Origin of the sequence: Streptomyces sp. NPDC002896 (assembly GCF_040295225.1) — a bacterium.
Taxonomy (GTDB): domain Bacteria; phylum Actinomycetota; class Actinomycetes; order Streptomycetales; family Streptomycetaceae; genus Streptomyces.
Genome location: NZ_JBEOVA010000009.1, coordinates 360,176 through 380,900, shown reverse-complemented (window position 1 = coordinate 380,900; position 20,725 = coordinate 360,176). Strand labels below are relative to the sequence as shown.

Genomic DNA, 20,725 nt, shown 5'->3' with positions numbered 1-20,725 from the left:
GCGCACCGGCCCGTCGGCCCCGGCCGACGAACCGACGACCGACGGTCGACCCGGGCGGGACGGCCGCCGGGGTCGACCGCCCAGGTCGGCCCGGCGGCCGGACCCCTCACGCAGCCAGTAGCCGCCGCAGCCACCGCAACCGGGTCGCCCGGCACTCCTGGGACAGCGGGACCTGGGGGGCGAAGCCGTCGAAGCCGTGGAAGCCGCCGGGCCAGACGTGGAGTTCGGCTCGGCCGCCCGCCTGCCACAGGCGGCCCGCGTAGGCGATGTCCTCGTCGCGGAACGTCTCCGCCGAGCCCACGTCGATGAGGGCCGGGGGCAGCCCGGACAGGTCGGTCGCCCGGGCGGGGGCGGCGTACGGGGAGACGTCCGGGCCGCCGCGGGCCTCGCCGAGCAGTGCGCCCCAGCCGGACTCGTTGGCCGTGCGGTCCCAGACGCCGCGGCCGGCCATCTGGCGGGCGGACACCGAGTCGTTGCGGTCGTCCAGCATCGGGCACATCAGCATCTGGCCGATCAGCTCCGGCCCGCCGCGGTCCCGGGCCAGCAGGGCGAGGGCCGCGGCGAGTCCGCCGCCGGCGCTGGCTCCGGCGACCAGTATGCGGTCGGGGTCGACGCCGATTTCCTTGGCGTTCTCGGCCGTCCACACCAGGCCCGCGTAGCAGTCCTCGACCCCTGACGGGTACGGGTGCTCGGGGGCGAGCCGGTACTCCACCGACACCACGACCAGGCCCAGCTCCTCGGCCCAGTCGAGCGCCTCGGTCACACCGAGCCGGTTGTTGCCGAGGATCATGCCGCCGCCATGGACGTGGTAGACGGCCGGCAGCGGTCCGCTCGCAGCCGTCGGCCTGCAGATCAGCAGCGAGATGTCCGGCGCTCCGTCGGGCCCGGGCACCGCACGCTCCTCGAACTGGAAGGCTCCGTTCCTGCTCAGCTCCTCGTCCGGGACCTGGAACGCGGCCGAGCCCTCCCGCATCGCGGAGATCATCTCGGGCGTGAAACCGGGCGGGATCTGCTCGCCGATCAGCTCCAGTGCGGCGGCCAGCTCCGGGTCGAAGGGCGGCGGCGGGTACACCGGCTCGGTGTCCGCCGGTGATGCGTCGAGAGGTGCTGCGGAGGCCGTCGGCTCAGCGGTCATGGGAACTCCTCGCGTCACGGCCACGGCGGTGTGGCCAGGGCGTTCATGATGCACGGCGAGGGAACGGCCTGCGTACGCGCCGTTCGGCGGGAATCCCCCGCCGAACGGCGGGGCACCCCCTATTGCCGGTGCCGCGGTCCCGTGCCGGGCGGACTACCCGACCGCCCACCCGGCGAACCACCGGCCGGCAGGCCACCGCTCACCGCACCGCGGCGGCCGGCGGCCTCTCCCGTACGGCACCGTAGGCGAGGAAGTACGCCGGCACCCGGTTCAGCCACCGCGAGGTGGTGAGCAGCTCGGTCAGCCGCTGGGCCCGCCCGGGGTCGCCGAAGGGCGGGCGGCCCGACAGCAACGGTTCGATGACCCGTGCGTGGGCGGTCCGCTGCAGGGCCTGTGTCGCGGCCGTGGTCGGCCAGCGGCGGCGCTGCACGGCACGTACGTCGTGCAGGCCGACCGTGCCCGCGCGCAGCGGCTCGACGAGATGCCGCGCGGCGGCCACGGCGTCCTCGACGGCGAGGTTGATGCCGATGCCGAAGACCGGCGACATCGCGTGTGCAGCGTCGCCGATGCACAGCAGTCCCGGCCGGTGCCAGCGCCTGAGCCGGTCGAGGCGTACGTCGAGGAGCTTCACCTCGTCCCAGGACCGCAGCGCGTGCACGCGGTCCGCGAGCCAGGGGACGGCGGCCGTGAACTCGGCCATGAACGCCTCCAGACCGGCCGCGCGGCGGGCGCCGTCGGTGCCCTTGGGGATCAGCACGGCGCACTGCCAGTAGTCCCCGCGGTCGATCATGGCGGTGAGGAAGCGGTCGCCGGCGCCTCCCACGAGTCCGTGCGGGTCGTCGCCGCGCCGCGGCAGCCGCAACCACCATGCGTCCATGGGGCAGGTGAACTGCCGCAGCCCCAGTTCGGGCAGTGAGCGGGCCAGCGAGCCCCGGCCGTCACAGGCGACGGTGAGGGCGGCGCGCAGCTCGCCGGTGCTGCCGTCGGGGGTGCGGTACCGCACCCCCGTGACCCGGCCGCGCTCCACCAGGAAGTCCGTCGCCTCGGTGCTCATGCGTACGGAGAAGGACGGCTCGCGGCGGGCCTCGTCCGCGAGGAGGTCGAGGAGGTCCCACTGCGGCACCATCGCGATGTAGTTGTACGGGCCCGGCAGCGCACCGATGTCCCCGACGGTGACCAGCGACCGGTCCGGGCCGATCGGCAGCTGGACGGTGGTCACGCGTCGCTGCGGCAGACGCGCGAACCGTTCGGCCAGGCCCAGGTCGTCGAGCAGGGCAAGCGTCGACGGGTGCACGGTGTCGCCGCGGAAGTCGCGCAGGAAGTCGCCGTGCTTCTCCAGGACGGTGACCCCCACGCCGGCCCGGGCCAGCAGCAGGCCGAGGACCATCCCGGCGGGGCCGCCGCCCACCACGCAGCACGCGGTCCGTTCCATCGCGCCCCTCCCTTCCCTTTCGGCGACAATCACAGAGGCGACCATATCGGGGCATATACCCTCAAGATCTGCCAGGATCCACTGATCCGCCACGTGGTCGCGACGCGACTTCGGGAGGCCACGATGAGCAGCACGAGGAGGCCACGATGAGCAGCACCATGAGCCAGCAGCCGGTCCTTCTGCCCTACGCCGACCCGGCCTTCGTGGCGGACCCCTTCCCGTTGTACCGGCAGCTGCGCGAGGAAGGACCGGTGCGGCGCGCGGTCATCGCCGGCGGCCTGGAGGCGTGGCTGGTCACGCGCCACGAGGACGGCCTCGCCGCCCTCTCCGACCCGCGGCTGAGCAGCGACATCCGCGACGCGGCCGACCCCCGGCTCATTCAGCAGCTGCCCGCGTCGCAGCGCGAGTCCATGATGCGCACCATGCTCCGCGCCGACCCGCCCGACCACACCCGCCTGCGACGCCTGGTCTCGAAGGCGTTCACCGCGCGCAGGGTGGCCGAGCTGCGGCCCCGTATCCAGGACATCGCCGACCGGCTGCTCGACGCTGTGGTGCCGTCGGGCCGCGCCGACCTCGTCGCGGACTTCGCGCTGCCGCTCCCGGTCACCGTGATCAGCGAGCTGCTCGGGGTGCCGACGTCGGACCGGTACGACTTCCAGCGGTGGACCGACGACATGATCCTGCGGGGCGCGGAGCCGCCGGACCCGGCCGTAGTGGACGCGGCCTGGCAGCAGATGCGGGCGTACCTGACCAAGTTGCTGGAGACCAAGCGGGCGCAGCCCGCGGACGACCTGCTCAGCGCGCTGATCACCGCCCGCGACGAGGAGCAGCGGCTGGACGAGGACGAGCTGATCGCCATGTCGTTCCTGCTGCTTGTGGCCGGCTACATCACCACGGTCAACCTGATCAGCGGCGGCATCGCGGCACTGCTCGCCCACCCCGACCAGCTGCAGATGCTGCGGGACGACCCGGAGCTGCTGCCGGACGCGATCGAGGAGTTCCTCCGCTACGACGGGCCGGTCAACCCGGGCATCGCCCGCTTCGCGCGCGAGGACGTCGAGATCGCGGGCGTGACGATCCCGCGCGGTGCGACCGTGCTCATCGCCTCCGCCATCGCCGACCGCGACCCGGCGCGCTTCCCCGACCCCGACCGCCTGGACATCACGCGGCAGGACAACGCGCACCTGGCCTTCGGACACGGCATCCACTACTGCCTGGGCGCGCCGCTGGCGAGGCTGGAGGGCCAGGTCGCCATCGGCACCGCGCTGCGCCGCCTCCCCGGTCTCGCCCTGGCCGTACCGCCGGGCGAGCTGCGGTGGAAGCCCAGCGGCCTGCGCGGCCCCGAGCGACTGCCGGTCACCTTCACGCCCGGCACCGCCTCGAGTTCCGCCCCGGACGGTGCGGGCCCGGCCGCCTCAGCCTGATGCACGGGCCCCGCGACGCGGGGAACTCCGTGACGGCACGACGAGGACTGGAGACGACAGGGCTTCGGACGACGAGCCATCCGGAGGTGCAGGGCCGTGACTCCTCGGTCCCGTACCACCGTCGTCGTGATCACCCGCAACCGGCGGGACCAGGCGCTGCACACACCGACCGGCTGGCCGGGCTGCCGGAGCGGCCGCCCGTGATCGTCACGGACAACGCGTCGACGGACGGCACCGCCGAGCCCGTGGCCCGCCTCCACCCCCCGACGTACTCGTCCTGCGCCCGGAGCGGAACCTCGGCGCGCTCGGCCGCAAGGTCGGCGTACGCCGCGCCGGGACGCCGTACGTGGCGTTCAGCGACGACGACTCCTGGTGGGAGCCCGGCGCGCTGACGGCGGCCGAGCGGCGCGGCGGTGGAGGCCGCGGCCCGCCGTCTCGACGGCCCCACCTGCGAGGTACGGGCCGCCGACGAGCCGTACGGTGACCCACCCCCCGCTCCTCTCGCCGCAGCGCCCGAAAGGTTGCAGCATGGGGGTGGACGAGCGAAGGAGGCCGCCATGAAATCCGGAGGAGCCTCGGAGTACGACCCCTGGCTCTACTCGCACACCCCGTCGCAAGCCGAGGGCGAACGCGACGAACCGTCCGAGCGCAGTGCCATGGAGCAGCACCCGGACGTGCCCAGGACCGAGCCGTCCCAGGCGGAGGGCGAGCGGGGCGAGGACGCCAAAAAGACCAGGTGATCGCACCACTGAACGCAACTGTCGCTGCCGCTGTCGGCGATCGTTCCGCAGGGCGACGGGGGTCCCCCTGCTCGAGCGGAGCCGAGAGCTTGGGAGAGGGTGGGCACAGCCCACGACGGCGGGTGCCGTGGCGCCTTACCGCCCCGCAGGGGCACAGCGGCCATGGCCCCGCCGCAGCCTACGGCCGTACGCTCGTCACAGAAGGCGGGCGCAGGCCGGCCTGCGGCCTCCGTCAGCCTCTGCCAAGAGGAGGCGGACATGAAGGCCTCGACACGGCGCTCCACGATCTTCCTGACCGCGGCCGCCCTCCTGGCGGCGTTCGCCGGCGCGACGGCCCCGGCGACAGCCACGGCGGACCCGTCGACAGCCACGCCGGACTCGGCGACCGCCGCACCGACCCGGGACGCCCCGGCCCGCGACGCCGACGGCGAGCTCAAGTTCGGCTACGTCCTGCCGGAGACAGGCCAGCTGGCCTTCCTCGGCCCGCCGCAGATCGAGTCGGTCAAGTTCGCGATCCAGACGATCAACAACGCAGGCGGTGTCCTCGGCAGGCCGGTCCCGCCCGTGGTCTCCGGCGACGAGGCCGGTCAGGAGGCCGTCGCCGCCCAGTCCGCCGACCGGGTCCTCGCCTCGGGCGTGGACGCGATCATCGGTGCCGCGGCGTCCGGCATGTCGCTGGCGTTCATCGACCGGGTGACCGGCGCAGGCGTGGTCCAGTGCTCCGGCTCGAACACGGCCCCCACGTTCACCGACTACGACGACGGCGGGTTCTACTTCCGTACCGCGCCCAGCGACGCGCTGCAGGGCCCCGTCCTGGCGAAGACCGTCCTCGAGGACGGCCACGACCGGGTGGCGCTGCTCGCGCGGGCCGACGACTACGGGCGGGGACTGCTCGAGTCCACCAGGAAGGCCCTGGAGGCCGGCGGTGCGACCGTGCCGGTGGCCGAGACGTACGACCCGAAGGCGACGAACTTCGACCAGGCCGTGCAGCGGGTGCGGAACGCAGGCCCTGACGCCGTCGTGGTGATCTCCTTCGAGGAGGGCGCCCAGATCCTGCAGGGGCTCATCGAGGCCGGTCTCGGGCCCGACCGCGTCGGCGTGTACGGCGCCGACGGTCTGCGCAGCGAGGAACTGCCGTCCCTGGTCGCCCCGCGCGATCCCGCCCGGCTCGCCGGCATGAAGGGGACAGCGCCCGCTTCGGCGGCCAACGAGGAGTACGTGAAGCAGCTGAAGCAGTTCGCGCCCCAACTGAAGGAGCTGCAGTTCGCGCCGCAGGTCTTCGACTGCGTGACCACCATCGCGCTCGCCGCCGAGAAGGCGGGGACGGACGACCCGGGCGTCTTCGCCAAGGAGATCATCGGGATCACCAGGGACGGCGAGAAGTGCAACACGTTCGCCGTCTGCAAGGCGCTGATCCAGTCGGGCAGGGACATCGACTACGACGGCGTGAGCGGTCCGCTCGACTTCACCGACGCCGGCGAACCGGGTCAGGCCACGATCGAGGTGTACACGTACGACGACAAGGGGCAGCTGCGTACCGTCCGAACCGAGGTGAGCAGCTCCCGGCAGTGAGCGGTCAGCTGACCCGCGCGAGCGTGCCGAGGTAGCAGGCGATCACCTTCTCGTCGTGCAGCAGGTCCGTGCCCCGGCCCGTGTACGCATTGCGGCCCTGGTCCAGGACGTAGCCGCGGTGGCAGATCTGCAGGCATCTGCGGGCGTTCTGCTCGACCATGAGCACGGCGACGCCCGCGCCGTTGATCTCCCTGACCCGGTCGAACACATGGTCCTGGTGGAGCGGGGACAGGCCGGCGGACGGCTCGTCGAGCAGCAGCAGTTGCGGCTCGGCCATCAACGCACGCGCCATCGCCAGCATCTGCCGCTCGCCGCCGGACATCGAATCGGCCTTCTGCCTCCGCCGGGCGGCCAGGACGGGGAAGAGCTCCTCGACGGCCGCGGCCCGCCGCGCGTAGTCCCTGGGCCGCAGATAGATGCCCATCCGCAGGTTCTCCTCGACGGTCAGCGTGGGGAACACGTTCTGCAGTTGGGGTACGTATCCCACGCCCCGGCGGACCAGTTCGTGCGCGGGCCGGTTGGTGACGTCGTCGCCGTTCAGCCGCACGGTTCCGGCGCGTACGTGGAGCAGGCCGAAGACCGCCTTGGCCAGCGTCGACTTGCCCGCTCCGTTGGGCCCGATGACACCGACCAGCTCTCCGGGGCGCACCTCGATGCTGCAGCCGCGCAGGACGCCGACGCCCGGGAGGTACCCGGCGACGATCCCTTCGGCGGCCAGCACCGGCGGCCGCGCGTCCGGCGCTCGCTCGTTCGCCGGCTCCGGTTCGTTGGCCGGCTCCGGTTCGTTCGCCGGCTCCGGTTCTTCGTTCGCAGACATCTCCTACTCCTCCTCCCCCGTCGCCTCCGGCTCGTCGTGCCGCCTGCCCAGATAGGCGTCCACGACGGCGGGGTTGCGGCCGATCGTGTGCGGCGGGCCCTCGGCCACCAGGCGGCCGTCGGCCATGACGGCGACCCAGTCGCTGATGCCCATCACCACGTCCATGTCGTGTTCGACGAAGCACACGGTCAGCCCCTCGTCGCGCAGTTCGGTGATGTGGGCGAGCAGTGACTGGGTCAGTGCCGGGTTCACCCCGGCCACCGGCTCGTCGAGCAGCACCATGACCGGCCGGGCCATCAGCGCACGGGCCAGTTCCAGGAGCTTGCGCTGCCCCCCGGAGAGCGTGCCCGCGTGGTCGTCGCGCAGCGGCCCGAGCCGGAACCGCTCCAGCATCTCGTCGGCACGGCGCTCGATCTCCCGCTCCTGGCCGCGCCACAGCGGCGGCAGCAGCGCGGCCGACAGCCGCTCACCGAGCTGTCCGGTGGCGGCGAGCTTCAGGTTCTCCAGCACGGTGAGCCGGGCGAGGGTCCTGGTGAGCTGGAACGTACGGACGAGTCCGCCCCGTGCAACGCGGTGCGCAGGCCGTCCGGTGAGCGGGTGTCCGTCGAACCACCAGCGGCCGCCGTCGGCCCGGTCGAAGCCGCTCACCACGTTGAACAGCGTCGTCTTGCCCGCGCCGTTGGGCCCGATCAGCGCCGTGATGGCGCCCCGCTGCACCTCCAGATGGTCGACCCGTACGGCGGTGATGCCGCCGAAGGTGCGGTTGATCCGGTCCATGACGAGCAGCGGATCGGGTTTGCGTACGCCGGGCTCGGGCGCGACCCCGGCGAGCCGGCCGATGGCCGCGGCACCGACCGAACCGACCGACCCGACCGAGCCGTCCGCGCCCGCAGTGCCCGAGGCGCGCCCCGAGGACGCGCTGTCAGCGTCCACTGAGCAGCATCTCCTCCCTGCTGCCGAGAATGCCCTGCGGCCGGAACGTGATCAGCAGGATCAGGGCCAGCCCGACCAGCGCGAAGCGCACCGCGCCGATCTCCGACGTACTGATCAGGCTCGGCGACACGTACCCGGCGTCGATGGCCTGCCGCAACGCGCTGTCGAGGAAGGTCAGCACGAACCAGAACAGCACCGAGCCCACGACCGGCCCCAGGATCCGCCCGGCACCCCCGAGCACGAGCAGGGTGTAGAGGAAGAAGGTGACGGCCGGGTCGAAGCTGTCCGGATTCACCGACTGCACCTGGATGGCGCCCAGCATGCCCGCGACGGCGCCGATCACTCCGCCCAGCACGAGGCTCTGCATCTTGCAGGCGTATACGTTCTTGCCGAGGCTGCGCGCGGCGGTCTCGTCCTCGCGGATCGAGCGGATGACCCGGCCCCACGGGCTGTGGACCAGCAGGGCGAGCAGCACCCCCGTCACCGCGACCAGCGCCCACCCGACGACCAGCACCCACAAGTCCCGCGCGCTGAACCGCACCAGCCACACCCCGTACGTACCGCGCGGAATCGGGCTCAGGGCGTAGAAGTCGTTCGCGAACCGCTGCAGTCCGAACACCCCGCCGGTGACCGGCTCGGCCCAGCTGGACCGGTAGAAAAGCCGCAGCGTCTCCCCCGCGGCGATCGTGGTGATCGCGAGGTAGTCGGCGCGCAGCCGCAGCGTGGGCAGGCCGAGGAGCAGGGCCAGGACGACCGCGGAGGCGAGCCCGGCCAGGATGCCCAGCCACAACGGGCCGCCCCAGGTCGCCACGGTGACCGCGAGCCCGTAGCCGCCGACCAGCATGAAGCCGACCTGGCCGAAGTTGAGCAGCCCGGTGTAGCCGAAGTGCAGGTTCAGGCCCATGGCGGCGAGCGCGTAGACGGCGGCGATCGGGCCGATGCCGGAACGCAGGGCGTCGGAGACGATGACCGAGAAGTCCATGGCGCTGCTCCCCTGCCGTCCCTCAGCCGACGCGTTCCGCGCGGCCGAGGATGCCCTGCGGCCGCACCAGCAGGACGACGATGAGGACGAGCAGCACCCACGCGTACTGCAGGTCGACCGGGAACCACAGGGTGGACATCTGCGCGACGACGCCGATGACGAGGCTGCCCGCCATCGCGCCGTAGGCGGAGCCGAGCCCGCCCAGGATGATCCCGGCGAACATCAGCAGCAGCAGCTTGAAGCCCATGTCCCAGGTGACGGTCTCGACAAGACCGAAGAAGACCCCGCCGAGCGCGGCAAGACCGCCGCCTAGCATCCACACGAACAGCACCACCCGCTGCACGTCGATGCCCGACGCCTCCGCGAGGTCGCGGTTGGCGGAGACTGCGCGTACGGCCGTGCCGGTCCGCGTCCGCTGCAGCAGCACGGCGACGCCGACCAGCACGAGCATCGCGAGCAGGGTGACCGTGAGGTCTCGCGGGGTGATGCCGACCGGGCCGAGGTCGATCGCGCTCTGGATGTCGTACTGGACGTAGGAGCCGGGCCGGGTCCCGTACAGCACGAGCACGATGTGCCGCAGCAGCAGCGACAGCCCGATCGTGACGATGAACAGGTTGATCAGTCCTGTGCCGCGCGCCCGCAGCGGCCGCCAGACACCCCGGTCGACCGCCGCTCCCAGCAGCGCCCCGAACGCGACCGCGGCGAGGGCGGCGGGGATCAGATGCCATCCGGGCCCGGTCGGCGACGCGTTGAGGAAGAACGCGAACGTGGCGCCGATGGTCACGAACTCGCCGTGGGCGAAGTTGATCAGGTGGATCGTGCCGAAGACGAGCGAGAGCCCGACCGCGGTGATCGCGATGATGACGCCGAACTGAATGCCGTCGACCAGCGCCTGAAGGGCACGCCCGCCGAACGCGGGGCCAACGGGACCGCGCGGAGCGTCCGCGCCCTGCGCCCGCGCGGCGAGGGCGGGCAGCATCACGAGCCCCAGGGCGAGCGCCGCTGTGAACACCCGCTGACAGCGCACGACAGTTCCGAGAGTTCCGGGGTTCCGGAGGTCCGGACGACCTGCTGTCCGGGCGTTCGCGGAGTTCCGTTCCGCGAACGGCTTCTGTCACTCAGTGTAAGCGCGCATTCGGGCGGCGGCACCGGTCGTCGGGACGGCGCCGAGCGGGGGCATTGACATGTCTGTAACAGATCCGGCATCAAGGTGAAAGATGCCGCCTTTTCCCTGTACGTCATCCCGCACCCCGTACGGAGCGGTTCCGCTCAGCAAGGAGAAAGCAACGATGGCGGCGACGGAGAACACGGCCTCGGCCCCACCCCCGGCGGATCACTCACCGCGGCTCTACAACGACGACCTCGCTCCGGCCACCGAACGGAAGTGGGGCGCGTTCAGCATCTTCAACGTCTGGACCTCGGACGTACACAGTCTGTACGGCTACTTCCTGGCCGCCAGCCTGTTCCTCGTCGCCGGCAACACCTTCAAGTTCCTCATCGGCATCGGCGTCGGCTCGCTGGTCATCTACTGGCTGATGACGCTGATCGGCAAGGCGGGCGTCAGGACCGGCGTGCCGTACCCGGTCCTCGCGCGTGCGTCGTTCGGCACCTTCGGCGCCAACGTCCCGGCGCTGGTCAGGGCGGTCGTCGCCACCTTCTGGTACGGGGCGCAGACCAGCGCGGCGGCCGGTGCGATCGTCGCGTTCCTCACCCGCTACGACGGCCCGAAGCACTTCCACGAGACGACCCACCTCTTCGACCACAGCGGCCTCGAGGTGGTGTGTTACCTCGGTGTCTGGGCCGCCCAGCTGCTGATCATCAGCAAGGGCATGGAGACCGTCCGCCGGTTCCAGGACTTCGCCGGGCCCGCCGTGTGGCTGATGATGCTGGTCCTCGCCGTCGGCCTGTCGGTGAAGGCCGGTGTGCTGTCCTTCTCGGTCGACATGCCCGCCGGCGACCTCGCAACGCTCGCCAAGAGCGCCACCGGCCTCGACGTCACCCCGGGCTCGCTGGCCGCGATCGCGGCGATAGCCGCCACGTGGATCACCTACTTCGCGGCCCTCTTCCTCAACTTCGGTGACTTCGCGAGGTTCACGCCGACCGAGAAGGTGCTGCGCAAGGGCAACATATGGGGCCTGCCCGTCAACCTCATCCTCTTCTCGTTCGTCGCCGCCCTGACGACGGCCGCGGCCAGCAAGGTGTACGGCGAGGTGATCCTTGAACCCGCCAAGATCTCCGCCAAGTTCGACAGCGCCTTCCTGGTCCTGCTCGCCGCCCTGACCTTCGCGGTCGCAACGCTCGGCATCAACGTCGTCGCCAACTTCGTCAGCCCGGCCTTCGACTTCGCCAACGTCGCGCCGCGCTACGTCGACTTCCGGCGCGGCGGCTTCATCGCCGCCGTCATCGCGCTGCTGCTGTACCCGCTCCACCCGTGGGACAACGCGCCGAGCTTCGTCAACGCCATCGGCTCGACGATGGGCCCGATCTTCGGCGTGATCGTCGTGGACTACTACCTGATCCGCAAGGCACAGCTCAACATCCCCGCGCTCTACCAGGAGACCGGCGAGTTCCGCTTCCAGGGAGGCTGGAACATACGCGCCTTCGCGGCGGCCGCCGTCGGCGCCGTCTTCGCCAGCATCCTGCCGGTCTACGGCCCCTCGGGCTACGCCGAGACCCTCGGCCCGTACTCCTGGTTCATCGGCGTCATCGTCTCCGGCGTGCTCTACTTCGCCCTGAGCGGCGCGAAGAGCCGCATCGTCGGGACGGACAGCGAGGCCGCGGCCAAGGCGGAGGAGACCGGGGACGGGTCGGCGCCCGAACCCGAACCGGAGACCGCCTGAATCACGTCGGGGGCGATGGCGGACATCGCCCCCGAGATGACAGTTCCCGCTCAGCCCGGTCAGCCGGCCGGGCTGAGCGGGTGTGTGAAGCCCTGGTCGGAGATGAGCTGGGCGGCCTGGTTGAGTTCGGCGGCGAACCGTTCCACGGCCTCGTACGGGAAGCGCTGGCTGGGGCCGCTGAGCGACAGCGAGGCGATGACGGTGCCCGAGCGGCCGAGTACGGGTACGGCGACGGCGGTCAGGCCCTCGTCCCACTCGCTGCTACTGACCGCGTACCCGCGCTTGCCGGCCTCCTCGGACCGCTCCCGCAGCCGCGCCATGTGCGTCTCGCCGTGCGGTGACGTGAGGGCGACGCGCCGCAGCAGCGCGTCGGAGACGTCACGCAGCAGGATCTTCGAGGACGCTCCCGCCCACAGCGGCTGTTCGTCACCGACGTCGACGACGTGGCGCAGGGGGTGCGGGCTCTCCACGTGCGCGACGCACACACGGTGGACGTCGCTGCCGACGCCGATCGTCCCGTCGGGTGTCGCGTTCGCCGAACTCTCCTGCGCCGATGGGAGCCCGTCGCCCGGCAGGGGTAAGGAGCGGCCGACGCCCCCGTGCGGCTTGCCGCCCAGCGGGAGCGGCGGTGGTCGGCGTCGAGCCCGGAATCCGGTAACACGTCCTGAGGTTCCGCGGTAGCCCGATCGAGCGAAAGCACAACAAGCGTCAAAACCGCAGGCACCTCGCGGATCATCATCGGAAGTCAGCGGGTCCACATTCGTGACCGCCTGCCCGCCGACCGACCCCCCACTTGCCGCGGGAGGCACCGATGCAACAGAGCGATGACGTACGCCGCCGCAACCTCAGCCGCCTGTTGATCAAGCAGCGGTCCCGGCTCACACCCAAGGACGTCGGGCTGCCGCAGCAGACGACGCGTCACGACAGGGGCCTCGAGCAGGAACAGGTGGCATTCCTGTCGGGGACCACCCTCCGCTGGTACAGCGCGCTGGAGAACGGCGAGCTCAGCGAGGTCGACCCCGGGCTCCTCTCCGACGTCGCGACCGCCCTGCGCCTCAGCCCCGAGGAACGCACCGATCTGTTCTGCCTGGCCGCCCGCGTCGTCCCTCCGACCCTCAGCCACCGCAAACCCGTACCCGACCCCTGCCACCTCGCCGCGCTCGAAGCCGCCGAACCCAACCCGGCGGTCCTGACCGACCACGCATGGAACGTGCTGGCCACCAACGAGGCCGTGGCCGACTGGTTCGAGGACCCCGGCACGATCGAGCCGCACGACCGCAACGCCCTGCTCTGGCTGTTCACCGGCACGGCCGCCGCACGGATCGCGGACATCGCCGACGCCCGCCGTCTCGCCATCGCCCGGCTGCAGATCGTCTACACGATGTGCCGCGGTGAGGCCGCGCTGGACGCCCTCGTCTCGCGCATCATGGAGCACCCGGTCGCGGAACGGCTCTGGCGCGACGAACGAGCCAGCCTGGGCCCGGGCTTCTCGCTGCGCCGGGTCCGCCACCCGCAGCACGGGGAGAGCCCCGCCCTCATCACCTCGACGGATCTGCCGGGCGGTCTGCGGCTCATCGTCTGCCTGCCGCGGCACCTCCCGCGCCCCGCGACCCCGGCCGCCGCCGTCCCCGCCCCCGTCGACGCCGGGATCTGACGACCCGACGCCCGTACGTGTCGCGTGCCCGGCGGCCGCGGTGAACCGGATCGGCGACCGGCACGTACTGGAGGCGGGTCACACTCCCGTGGCCCCCGCGCGGTCCACGCCGTGCCGGACGACGGATGACGGACGACGCTTGGGGGCCGCGGATGAGGCACGTACGGCGGAGGGTCCACCGGCTGGCGCGGCTGGCGGCCGCCTGCGGGCTGGTCTGCGGCGGCGTGATGGTGTCGAGTGCCATGGCGAGCGAGAACTCCGGGCGGACGACGGCCGCCCCGGCCGGCGTCTCCGGGGCCTCGGCGTCGTCCGACCCCTCAGCGCTGGGCACGCGTATGGTCTCGCGGCTCGGTACGTCCCGTACCGCGGGCAGCTGGATCGGTTCCGACGGGCGGCCCGTCGTGGCCGTCACGGACACGGAGGCGGCGGACGAGGTGCGGCGGGCGGGGGCGCGCGCCAAGGTCGTGGCCCACAGCATGGACCGGCTCCGCTCGGCGACCGAGACGCTCAGCGCGGCGCCCCGGGTGCCCGGCACCGCGTGGGCGCTCGACTATGCGTCCAACAAGGTGGTGGTGCACGCCGACAGCACCGTCTCGGCGGCCGGCTGGTCGCGGCTCTCCGGGATCGCGAAGGGCATCGGCGGCTACGTGGAGACGGAACGGACCCGCGGCGCCTTCACGACCAGGGTGAACGGTGCCGCCCCGATCTTCGCCGCCAACGGCCGCTGCTCGGCGGGCTTCAACGTGACCGACGGCCGGGACGACTTCGTCCTCACGGCCGGGCACTGCGGGCCCGTGGGCACCACCTGGTTCCAGGACGGCCAGGGCGCCGCCCCGGTCGGCACCACCGTCGCCGGCACGTTTCCCGGCAGCGACTTCTCGCTCGTGCGGTACGAGACCGCCGGGAGCGGCACCCGCGGCGGGCCCGGCGTCGTGGACATCGGCGGGGGCCGGGCCGTACGCATCATCGGCGCAGCCGATCCGGGCGTCGGCCAGCAGGTGTTCCGCAGCGGCAGCACGACGGGGCTGCACTCCGGGAAGGTGACCGCGTTGAACGCGACGGTGAACTACCCCGAGGGCACGGTCACCGGGCTCATCGAGACGGACGTCTGCGCCGAGCCCGGGGACAGCGGCGGCCCGCTCATCGCACAGGGCCTTGCGCTCGGAGTGACCTCCGGAGGCAACGGCGACTGCCGCTCCGGGGGCACCACCTTCTTCCAGCCCGCCACCAAGGCGCTGGAGGCCCTCGGGGTGAAGCTCGCAGATCCCGCGTCCGGGACCGGTGCCGGGGACGACGACACGGCGGCCGCCCGCGGGCAATCACCGGCAGGCGCCGCGGCCGTGCCGCCGGCCGTGCCGGAGTCACCGGGACTGACGGGTTCACCAGGGGCCCAGGGAAGCGCAGGCGGACCGGCCTCGCTGAGCGAGATCGTGAACTCCCGCACGCTGGCGCCGGGATTGGCGGTCATCGCGGTGAGCCTGCTGGCCCTGCTCGCCACCCACTGGATCCGCACGAGCCAGGACCGCCGCCGCTTCCGCTCCTCCTACTCCCAGAACTGGGGCTGACCTTGGTACGCCTTCGCTAGGGTGCGACGCATCCACGACCTGCACGGATGACGGGGGCGGAAGTGACCGGAACAGCCGAGAGCCCGTCGTGATCGGCGAGTTGCTGCCGCATGCGGTGCACTCTTCGGAGACCCGCACCGACCACCCCGAGGCCGGTGCGCTCTTCCCGCAGGAGGAGTCGCTGCTGAAGAAGGCGGTGGCCAAGCGGCGCAACGAGTTCCGGACCGTACGGGTCTGCGCGCGGCTGGCCATGGCCGACCTCGGGCTGCCGCCGGTTCCGGTGCTCCGCGGACCGCGCGGCGAGCCGCAGTGGCCGGACGGAGTGGTGGGCAGCATGACGCACTGCGACGGCTACCGGGCGGCGGCCGTCGCCCGGGCCGAGGACATCCGGGCGCTCGGCATAGACGCCGAACCGCACGGGCCGCTGCCCGAGGGCGTCCTCGACGTCATCGCGCTGCCCTCCGAGCAGGCGCGGGTGGCCCGGGACCGGCGGGACGGCGGCATTCACTGGGACCGGCTGCTGTTCAGCGCGAAAGAAAGCGTGTTCAAGGCGTGGTACCCGGTGACCGGCGTCGATCTCGGCTTCCGCGATGCCGACCTGGCGTTCCGGCCCGCCGCCGGAGCGGCGACGCGCGGGGTGTTCAGCGCGCGCCTGCTGCGGCCGGTGCCGGGGGCGCAGGAGGAGTTCGAGGGGCAGTGGCTCGTACGGGATGGTCTGGCGCTCACGGCTGTGGTGATCCCTGCAGCGCGCTGAGCGCCCCGCCGGACGGTGCACACGCCGTACGTGACGTACCCGCCGTCGTGGGTTGTGGCCACCCTCCCCCAGCTACGGGCTGGGAGGTGCCCCCAGCCCTGAGGAACGCCTGCCCACAACAGTGCATGCCTCCTCCGTGACGTCACGCAGGTTTCGTACGGTTCGGCGCCAGACCGAGGACGTACATCCCGGCGCGGCCCCGACCCAGCCACCGGCAGGTGGCGCACCAGCCGACGACGGCCCGCAGACGCTTACGCCCCAAGCCACCCACCGGCGGGTGGCGAACCACGCCACCAGCCGGAGGCTTCACGCCGACGTCCGCCGACGTGAAGCCGTCTTCTTGGCCGCCGCCCCGGCCGCTGCCCCGCCCCGGGCCCCGGCCCCCGCCTTGGCCTTGGTGCCCGACTTCGAGGCGGCGGCGCCGCTCTTCTTGGCCGCCGACGATGACGACGAAGCCGACGCAGTCGACCTCGCCTTCTTCTCCGCCGTCTTCTTCGCCGCCGTGGCCTTCTTCGTGGCCGTCGACTTCTTGCCGCTGACCTCCTTGGGCGCGGCAGGCGCGGACCGCCGCGCCCTGCGGGCGGGCAGCGGCTTCACCTCGGCCTCGCCCTCTCCGCCGCCTCCGGCGGCCTCCGCGGCCTCTTCGCCACGCGCGGCCTGAGCGGCACGCACGGAGTTCTCCAGGGCCGCCATGAGGTCGATGACCTTGCCCGGCCGCTCCTCCGCCACGGGCTCGCGCTCGAGCGGGGCGCCCGAGATCTTGGAGGCGATGAGCTCCTCGACGGCCTCGCGGTAGTCGTCGTGCAGCATGGAGAGGTCGACCTCGCCGAGCGTGTCCATGAGGGCGTCGGCAAGGTCCAGCTCCGCGTCGCGCACCGTCACATGCGTGGTCGGCGCGGCGTCCTCGGCGGCGCGGATCTCGTCCGGCCACAGCAGCCCGTGCATGGCAATCGCGTCGCCGACGACGCGCAGCATGCCGAGCCGCTCCCGGCCCCTGAGCGCGAACTTGGCGATGGCGACTCTCTGGCTGCGCTTGAGCGCCTCACGCAGCAGCGTGTACGGCTTGGCGGCGGGTACGCCGTTCGCGACGAGGTAGTACGCCGCGTCCATCTGGAGGGGGTCGATGCGCTCGGCCGGGATGAAGGCGACGATCTCGATCGTCTTCGCCGTCGGGATCGGCAGCGAGGCGAGGTCCTCCTCGGTGATCGGGATGATGGATCCGTCCGCGTCCTCGTACCCCTTGCCGATCTCGGCCTGGGTCACCTCCTTTTCCTCCAGTTCGCACACCTTGCGGTAGCGGATCCGGCCTCCGTCCTCGTTGTGGATCTGGCGGAAGGCCACGGAGTGGCTCTCGGTGGCGTTCACGAGCTTGATCGGGATACTGACCAGCCCGAAGGAGATGGCTCCGTTCCAAATCGATCGCACGTTAAGCACCTTTTAGGTCGGTTTCATGTCATTTCATGCGATTCTCATCGTATGACGCCCATCACGGAGGTGGAGGGGCGGCGGCTGGCGCTCAGCAACCTTGACAAGGTCCTGTATCCGGCTAGCGGCTTCACCAAGGGCGAGCTGCTGCACTACTACGCGACCACGGCCGACGCCCTGCTGGGCCATCTCGCCAACCGGCCGCTGTCCTTCCTGCGCTTCCCCGACGGACCCGACGGCCAGCAGTTCTTCGCCAAGAACGTGCCGCCGGGTACGCCCAGCTGGGTCAGGACCGCCGATGTGCCGCACTCGGACGGGTCCGCGCGGCAGATCGTGGTCCAGGACCTGGCCACGCTGATGTGGGCGGCGAACCTCGTCACCGAGTTCCACACGCCGCAGTGGCAGGCCGACGCGCCGGGCATCGCGGACCGCCTCGTCCTCGATCTCGACCCGGGGGAGCCCGCGACCATCGTGGAGTGCTGCCGGGTCGCGCTCTGGCTGCGCGAGCGGCTGGCCGCCGACGGGATCGAGGCGTACGCGAAGACCTCCGGGGCCAAGGGGCTGCATCTGCTCGCGCACCTGGAGCCGACGCCGTCCGAGCAGGTCACGACCTACGCGAAGCAGCTCGCCGTACAGGCCGAGCGGGAGATGCCGGAGCTGGTCACGCACCGTATGAAGCGGAGCCTCAGACCCGGCAAGGTCTTCGTCGACTTCAGCCAGAACGCGGCCGCGAAGACCACCGCGACGCCGTACACGCTGCGGGCCCGGGCGGAGCCGACCGTGTCCGCGCCCGTCACCTGGGACGAGGTCGCGGAGTGCACGGATCCCGCGCGGCTGGCGTTCCTGGCCACGGACATCGCCCCCCGCCTGGACCGGTACGGGGATCTGCTGGACCCGCTGCTCGACCCCGCCCACGCGAGGCCGCTGCCGTGACGCCCCGCGTGACGCCCCGGTCGCGTTCCGCCGCCGTGACCCCGCCGGTGCGGGTTGCGCTCGCCGAGTCGGTCACGGTGCTGCCGGAGGGCGCGGGGTGGGCGTACGAGCCGAAGTTCGACGGGCACCGCCTCGTCGTCTTCCGCACCGGAGGCGGGGTGACCCTGCAGGCGCGCTCCGGACGCATCGTCACCAGCGCCTTCCCGGATCTGGCGAAGGCGGCGGAGCGGCTGCCGGCGGGCACCGTGCTGGACGGGGAGGTCGTGGTCTGGTCGGAGGGCTGCGTCGACTTCGCGGCGGTCCAGAAGCGGGCGGCCGCCACACGCGCGCGTGCCGCCGCGCTGGCACGCACGCTCCCCGCCTCGTACGCGGCCTTCGACCTCCTCGCAGAGGGGGGCGCCGACCTGCGCCCGGCGCCGTACGCACGGCGGCGCGAGCGGCTCGTACGGCTGCTGGAGCCGCTGGGGCCGCCTCTGCAGCCCGTACCGGTGACGACGGACCGGGCAACGGCGCTGACCTGGTACGAGACGCTGGTGGACTGCGGCGTGGAGGGGCTCGTGATCAAGCGGGTCGACCAGGGTTACCGGGGCGGCACGCGCGCGTGGCTGAAGCTGCGGCACAGCGATACGCGCGACGCGGTGGTCGTCGGGTTCACCGGCCCCCGGACGCGCCCGGGGGCCCTGGTCCTGGCGCTGCCCGGGGACGGGGCACCGGTCGTCTCGTCGCCGCTGTCCGCGGGGGTGCGGACCGCCGCGGCGGGCTTCCTGCCGGAACCGGTGGGCGAGGGCACGGCGACCGCGACCGGGATCGGTGACGTGACGTACCGGGTGCTGCCGGCGGAGCCGCAACTGACGGTGGAGGTGCGGCAGGACACCACGCGGCACGCGGTGGCGGTGGTGGCGGTGGAACGGTTCCGCTGAATCGACGGCTGAAATTTCAGCCCGTCCGGCGTTTGAGGACGAGCCCGAAGGGCGATCTCGGGGGTCCAGGGGGCGGAGCCTCCTGGTTACGGGAAGGGGCGGGGTGGGGGAAATTCACACCCGAAGCCACGTGTGGCGGTCGCGCGCCATCGCGTGGAGCGCCTCCACATCCGCCGGCTTCAGCACTCCCCCCGTCCGCCCCAGCCCCGCCAGCTCCGTGTCCTGCAGGACACGAACCTCCCGCGGCACCCCCGCAACGTCGACATCCGCAGGCCCGGCCACCACCAGAACGCCCCGCACCTCGGCGGTGAGCGCGAACGACGCGCGGCTCGCATCGCTGCGCACCTGCCGCAGCAGCGGCCGCGGCTCCCCCCGGCCCACCACGACGACGGGATCGGCGACACGCAGCCGCTGCTTGCGCGCGTACACCGTGTGCAGCGCGAAGAGCCCACCGGGCCCGATCACCAGATGGTGGATACGGTCCCCACCAGGGAGCGGAACCGAGTGGAGGGTGCGCCAGCCCGCACCCTCGAGGCCGTCCAGCACCTCGCCCACGGCCTGTTCCGCGGCGAGCGCCCGGCGCCGCGGATCGGGGCGCAGCCGCCGCGCGGGCGCGGGATCGCGGTCGAGGGATATCAGCAGGGCCTCGCCGGGGCGGTTCGGGGCGAGGTCGTCGTCCGGGTGGAGGGTGAGACGGGCGATGTCGGCGGGCGTCGGCACGGGCGGCGGGCCCACGCTGACCCGGCCGGTCAGAAAGGGGCCGAGAACACCCAGCACGTCCTCTCTCCGGTCCTCGCTCAGCAGGTTGACCCGGGCCGCCTCACGGTCGTACCAGGCGATGTTCCTGCCGTCCGGGAGGAGGACGTGGAGCCGCTCCTGGCCGTGCGTCCAGATCGGTACGACACGCAGTCCGCTCATGGCCATCACCCCATGACCATGGGAACAGGCGGGCGCTCCGGGGGCAAGAAGCCGGAGCGGGACCGGGGCCGTACGCGACCGGCTCGCTCCCCAGTCCGCATCACCGGCGACCTGCCGGACGACAGCCGCCCGGCCCCGATGGCGCACTGTGACCTGCGCAAACGAAAGGCCGCTCCTAGTGTGGCGATTGATCGGCGATCGTCTGGATGCGCCGCGTTCCCCAGCCCCCCACGGAGGTCCCATGTCCGCCCGGTCCACCGCCGCCCGGCTCGCCATAGTCGCCGCCGGCGCAGCACTCTCCGCCCTCGCCGCCGGTACGCCCGCCCTCGCCACGGGCGGTGACGACGCCCCGGCCGCCGGGGCATACGGGACGTACAAGGGCCGGGTCATCGCCCGCACCGGGCTCCTGCTCCGCGACTCCCCGACCCGCGGCGGCCGCGTCCTGCGCATCGAGCCCTACGGCGCGACCGTCTCGATCTTCTGCAAGACGGCAAGCGAAGAGGTCGACGGCAACGACCGGTGGTACCTGCTCACCGACGGCACCTGGGCGTGGGGCGCGGCCCGCTATATCGAGAACGTCGGGAAGGCTCCGCGCTGGTGCTGACGGGCCGACAGCGACGCACATGTTGGCGAGCCGCGCGATGGGAACGCGGCACCCTCCCGCCAATGAACCACCAGAAC

The 20,725-nt window shown here is 72.3% G+C and carries 19 protein-coding genes; 10 read left to right on the top strand and 9 right to left on the bottom strand.

Annotated features, from left to right (window positions below; genetic code table 11):
- Positions 1-106: 106 nt before the first annotated feature.
- Both ABT009_RS19575 and ABT009_RS19570 read right to left on the bottom strand, forming a co-directional pair.
- A complete protein-coding gene (locus ABT009_RS19575) occupies positions 107-1,135 on the bottom strand; it encodes an alpha/beta hydrolase (RefSeq protein WP_351295935.1) in 1,029 nt (342 codons plus the stop codon).
- A gap of 199 nt (positions 1,136-1,334) precedes the next feature.
- Positions 1,335-2,567: an FAD-dependent oxidoreductase gene (locus ABT009_RS19570; RefSeq protein WP_351295932.1), complete on the bottom strand. Its 1,233-nt coding sequence runs from the start codon at positions 2,565-2,567 to the stop codon at positions 1,335-1,337.
- Between the two features lie 158 nt (positions 2,568-2,725).
- Between ABT009_RS19570 and ABT009_RS19565 the strand changes: the two genes are divergently transcribed.
- From ABT009_RS19565 to ABT009_RS19550, 3 genes are all read left to right on the top strand, one after another.
- Positions 2,726-3,991, top strand: a complete 1,266-nt coding sequence (locus tag ABT009_RS19565; RefSeq protein ID WP_351296047.1) for a cytochrome P450 family protein — start codon at positions 2,726-2,728, stop codon at positions 3,989-3,991.
- Between the two features lie 557 nt (positions 3,992-4,548).
- Entirely contained in the window at positions 4,549-4,731 is a 183-nt protein-coding gene (locus ABT009_RS19555) for a hypothetical protein (RefSeq protein WP_351295930.1), read from the top strand.
- Between the two features lie 258 nt (positions 4,732-4,989).
- Positions 4,990-6,303, top strand: coding sequence for an ABC transporter substrate-binding protein (locus ABT009_RS19550; protein WP_351295927.1), 1,314 nt, complete (start codon positions 4,990-4,992; stop codon positions 6,301-6,303).
- 4 nt (positions 6,304-6,307) lie between these two features.
- On the opposite strand, the gene ABT009_RS19545 is transcribed toward ABT009_RS19550, so the two are convergent.
- From ABT009_RS19545 to ABT009_RS19530, 4 genes are read right to left on the bottom strand one after another with little or no spacing between them, the layout of a single operon-like run.
- The gene (locus ABT009_RS19545; protein ID WP_351295924.1) at positions 6,308-7,120 is read right to left on the bottom strand and encodes an ABC transporter ATP-binding protein; all 813 of its coding nucleotides are present in this window, start codon (positions 7,118-7,120) and stop codon (positions 6,308-6,310) included.
- A 3-nt stretch (positions 7,121-7,123) separates the two neighbouring features.
- Positions 7,124-8,053 (bottom strand): ABC transporter ATP-binding protein, encoded by a 930-nt coding sequence (locus tag ABT009_RS19540; RefSeq protein ID WP_351295922.1) that lies wholly within the window; start codon positions 8,051-8,053, stop codon positions 7,124-7,126.
- Positions 8,043-9,035, bottom strand: a complete 993-nt coding sequence (locus ABT009_RS19535) for a branched-chain amino acid ABC transporter permease (protein WP_351295920.1) — start codon at positions 9,033-9,035, stop codon at positions 8,043-8,045. The genes ABT009_RS19540 and ABT009_RS19535 overlap by 11 nt, the downstream gene beginning before the upstream one ends.
- Positions 9,036-9,057: 22 nt before the next feature.
- Positions 9,058-10,062 (bottom strand): branched-chain amino acid ABC transporter permease, encoded by a 1,005-nt coding sequence (locus ABT009_RS19530; RefSeq protein WP_351295916.1) that lies wholly within the window; start codon positions 10,060-10,062, stop codon positions 9,058-9,060.
- A 262-nt stretch (positions 10,063-10,324) separates the two neighbouring features.
- On the opposite strand from ABT009_RS19530, the gene ABT009_RS19525 reads away from it, so the two are divergent.
- On the top strand, positions 10,325-11,875 hold the full coding sequence (locus ABT009_RS19525; RefSeq protein WP_351295913.1) for an NCS1 family nucleobase:cation symporter-1: 1,551 nt from the start codon (positions 10,325-10,327) through the stop codon (positions 11,873-11,875).
- Positions 11,876-11,934: 59 nt separating this feature from the next.
- Here the strand turns inward: ABT009_RS19525 and ABT009_RS19520 are convergent, their stop codons facing one another.
- Positions 11,935-12,360, bottom strand: a complete 426-nt coding sequence (locus ABT009_RS19520; protein ID WP_502989913.1) for an IclR family transcriptional regulator — start codon at positions 12,358-12,360, stop codon at positions 11,935-11,937.
- Positions 12,361-12,686: 326 nt separating this feature from the next.
- Here ABT009_RS19520 and ABT009_RS19515 point away from each other — a divergent pair, with 326 nt between their 5' ends.
- The 3 genes from ABT009_RS19515 to ABT009_RS19505 all read left to right on the top strand — a co-directional run bounded on the left by ABT009_RS19515 (position 12,687) and on the right by ABT009_RS19505 (position 15,848).
- Complete coding sequence (locus ABT009_RS19515; RefSeq protein WP_351295907.1) at positions 12,687-13,529, top strand: helix-turn-helix domain-containing protein; 843 nt, start codon at positions 12,687-12,689, stop codon at positions 13,527-13,529.
- 152 nt (positions 13,530-13,681) lie between these two features.
- Positions 13,682-15,094: a S1 family peptidase gene (locus ABT009_RS19510; protein ID WP_351296044.1), complete on the top strand. Its 1,413-nt coding sequence runs from the start codon at positions 13,682-13,684 to the stop codon at positions 15,092-15,094.
- A gap of 88 nt (positions 15,095-15,182) precedes the next feature.
- The gene (locus ABT009_RS19505) at positions 15,183-15,848 is read left to right on the top strand and encodes a 4'-phosphopantetheinyl transferase family protein (RefSeq protein WP_351295904.1); all 666 of its coding nucleotides are present in this window, start codon (positions 15,183-15,185) and stop codon (positions 15,846-15,848) included.
- Positions 15,849-16,154: 306 nt separating this feature from the next.
- Here the strand turns inward: ABT009_RS19505 and ku are convergent, their stop codons facing one another.
- Positions 16,155-17,273, bottom strand: coding sequence for a non-homologous end joining protein Ku (ku, locus tag ABT009_RS19500; RefSeq protein WP_351295901.1), 1,119 nt, complete (start codon positions 17,271-17,273; stop codon positions 16,155-16,157).
- 51 nt (positions 17,274-17,324) lie between these two features.
- Here ku and ligD point away from each other — a divergent pair, with 51 nt between their 5' ends.
- On the top strand, positions 17,325-18,206 hold the full coding sequence (gene ligD / locus ABT009_RS19495; RefSeq protein ID WP_351295898.1) for a non-homologous end-joining DNA ligase: 882 nt from the start codon (positions 17,325-17,327) through the stop codon (positions 18,204-18,206).
- Positions 18,203-19,126 (top strand): ATP-dependent DNA ligase, encoded by a 924-nt coding sequence (locus ABT009_RS19490; protein WP_351295895.1) that lies wholly within the window; start codon positions 18,203-18,205, stop codon positions 19,124-19,126. The genes ligD and ABT009_RS19490 overlap by 4 nt, the downstream gene beginning before the upstream one ends.
- 114 nt (positions 19,127-19,240) lie before the next feature.
- Here ABT009_RS19490 and ABT009_RS19485 read toward each other — a convergent pair whose 3' ends face one another.
- Positions 19,241-20,044, bottom strand: coding sequence for a nuclease-related domain-containing protein (locus tag ABT009_RS19485; RefSeq protein ID WP_351295892.1), 804 nt, complete (start codon positions 20,042-20,044; stop codon positions 19,241-19,243).
- 241 nt (positions 20,045-20,285) lie between these two features.
- Between ABT009_RS19485 and ABT009_RS19480 the strand changes: the two genes are divergently transcribed.
- The gene (locus ABT009_RS19480) at positions 20,286-20,648 is read left to right on the top strand and encodes an SH3 domain-containing protein (protein ID WP_351295889.1); all 363 of its coding nucleotides are present in this window, start codon (positions 20,286-20,288) and stop codon (positions 20,646-20,648) included.
- The last annotated feature ends 77 nt before the right edge of the window (positions 20,649-20,725 follow it).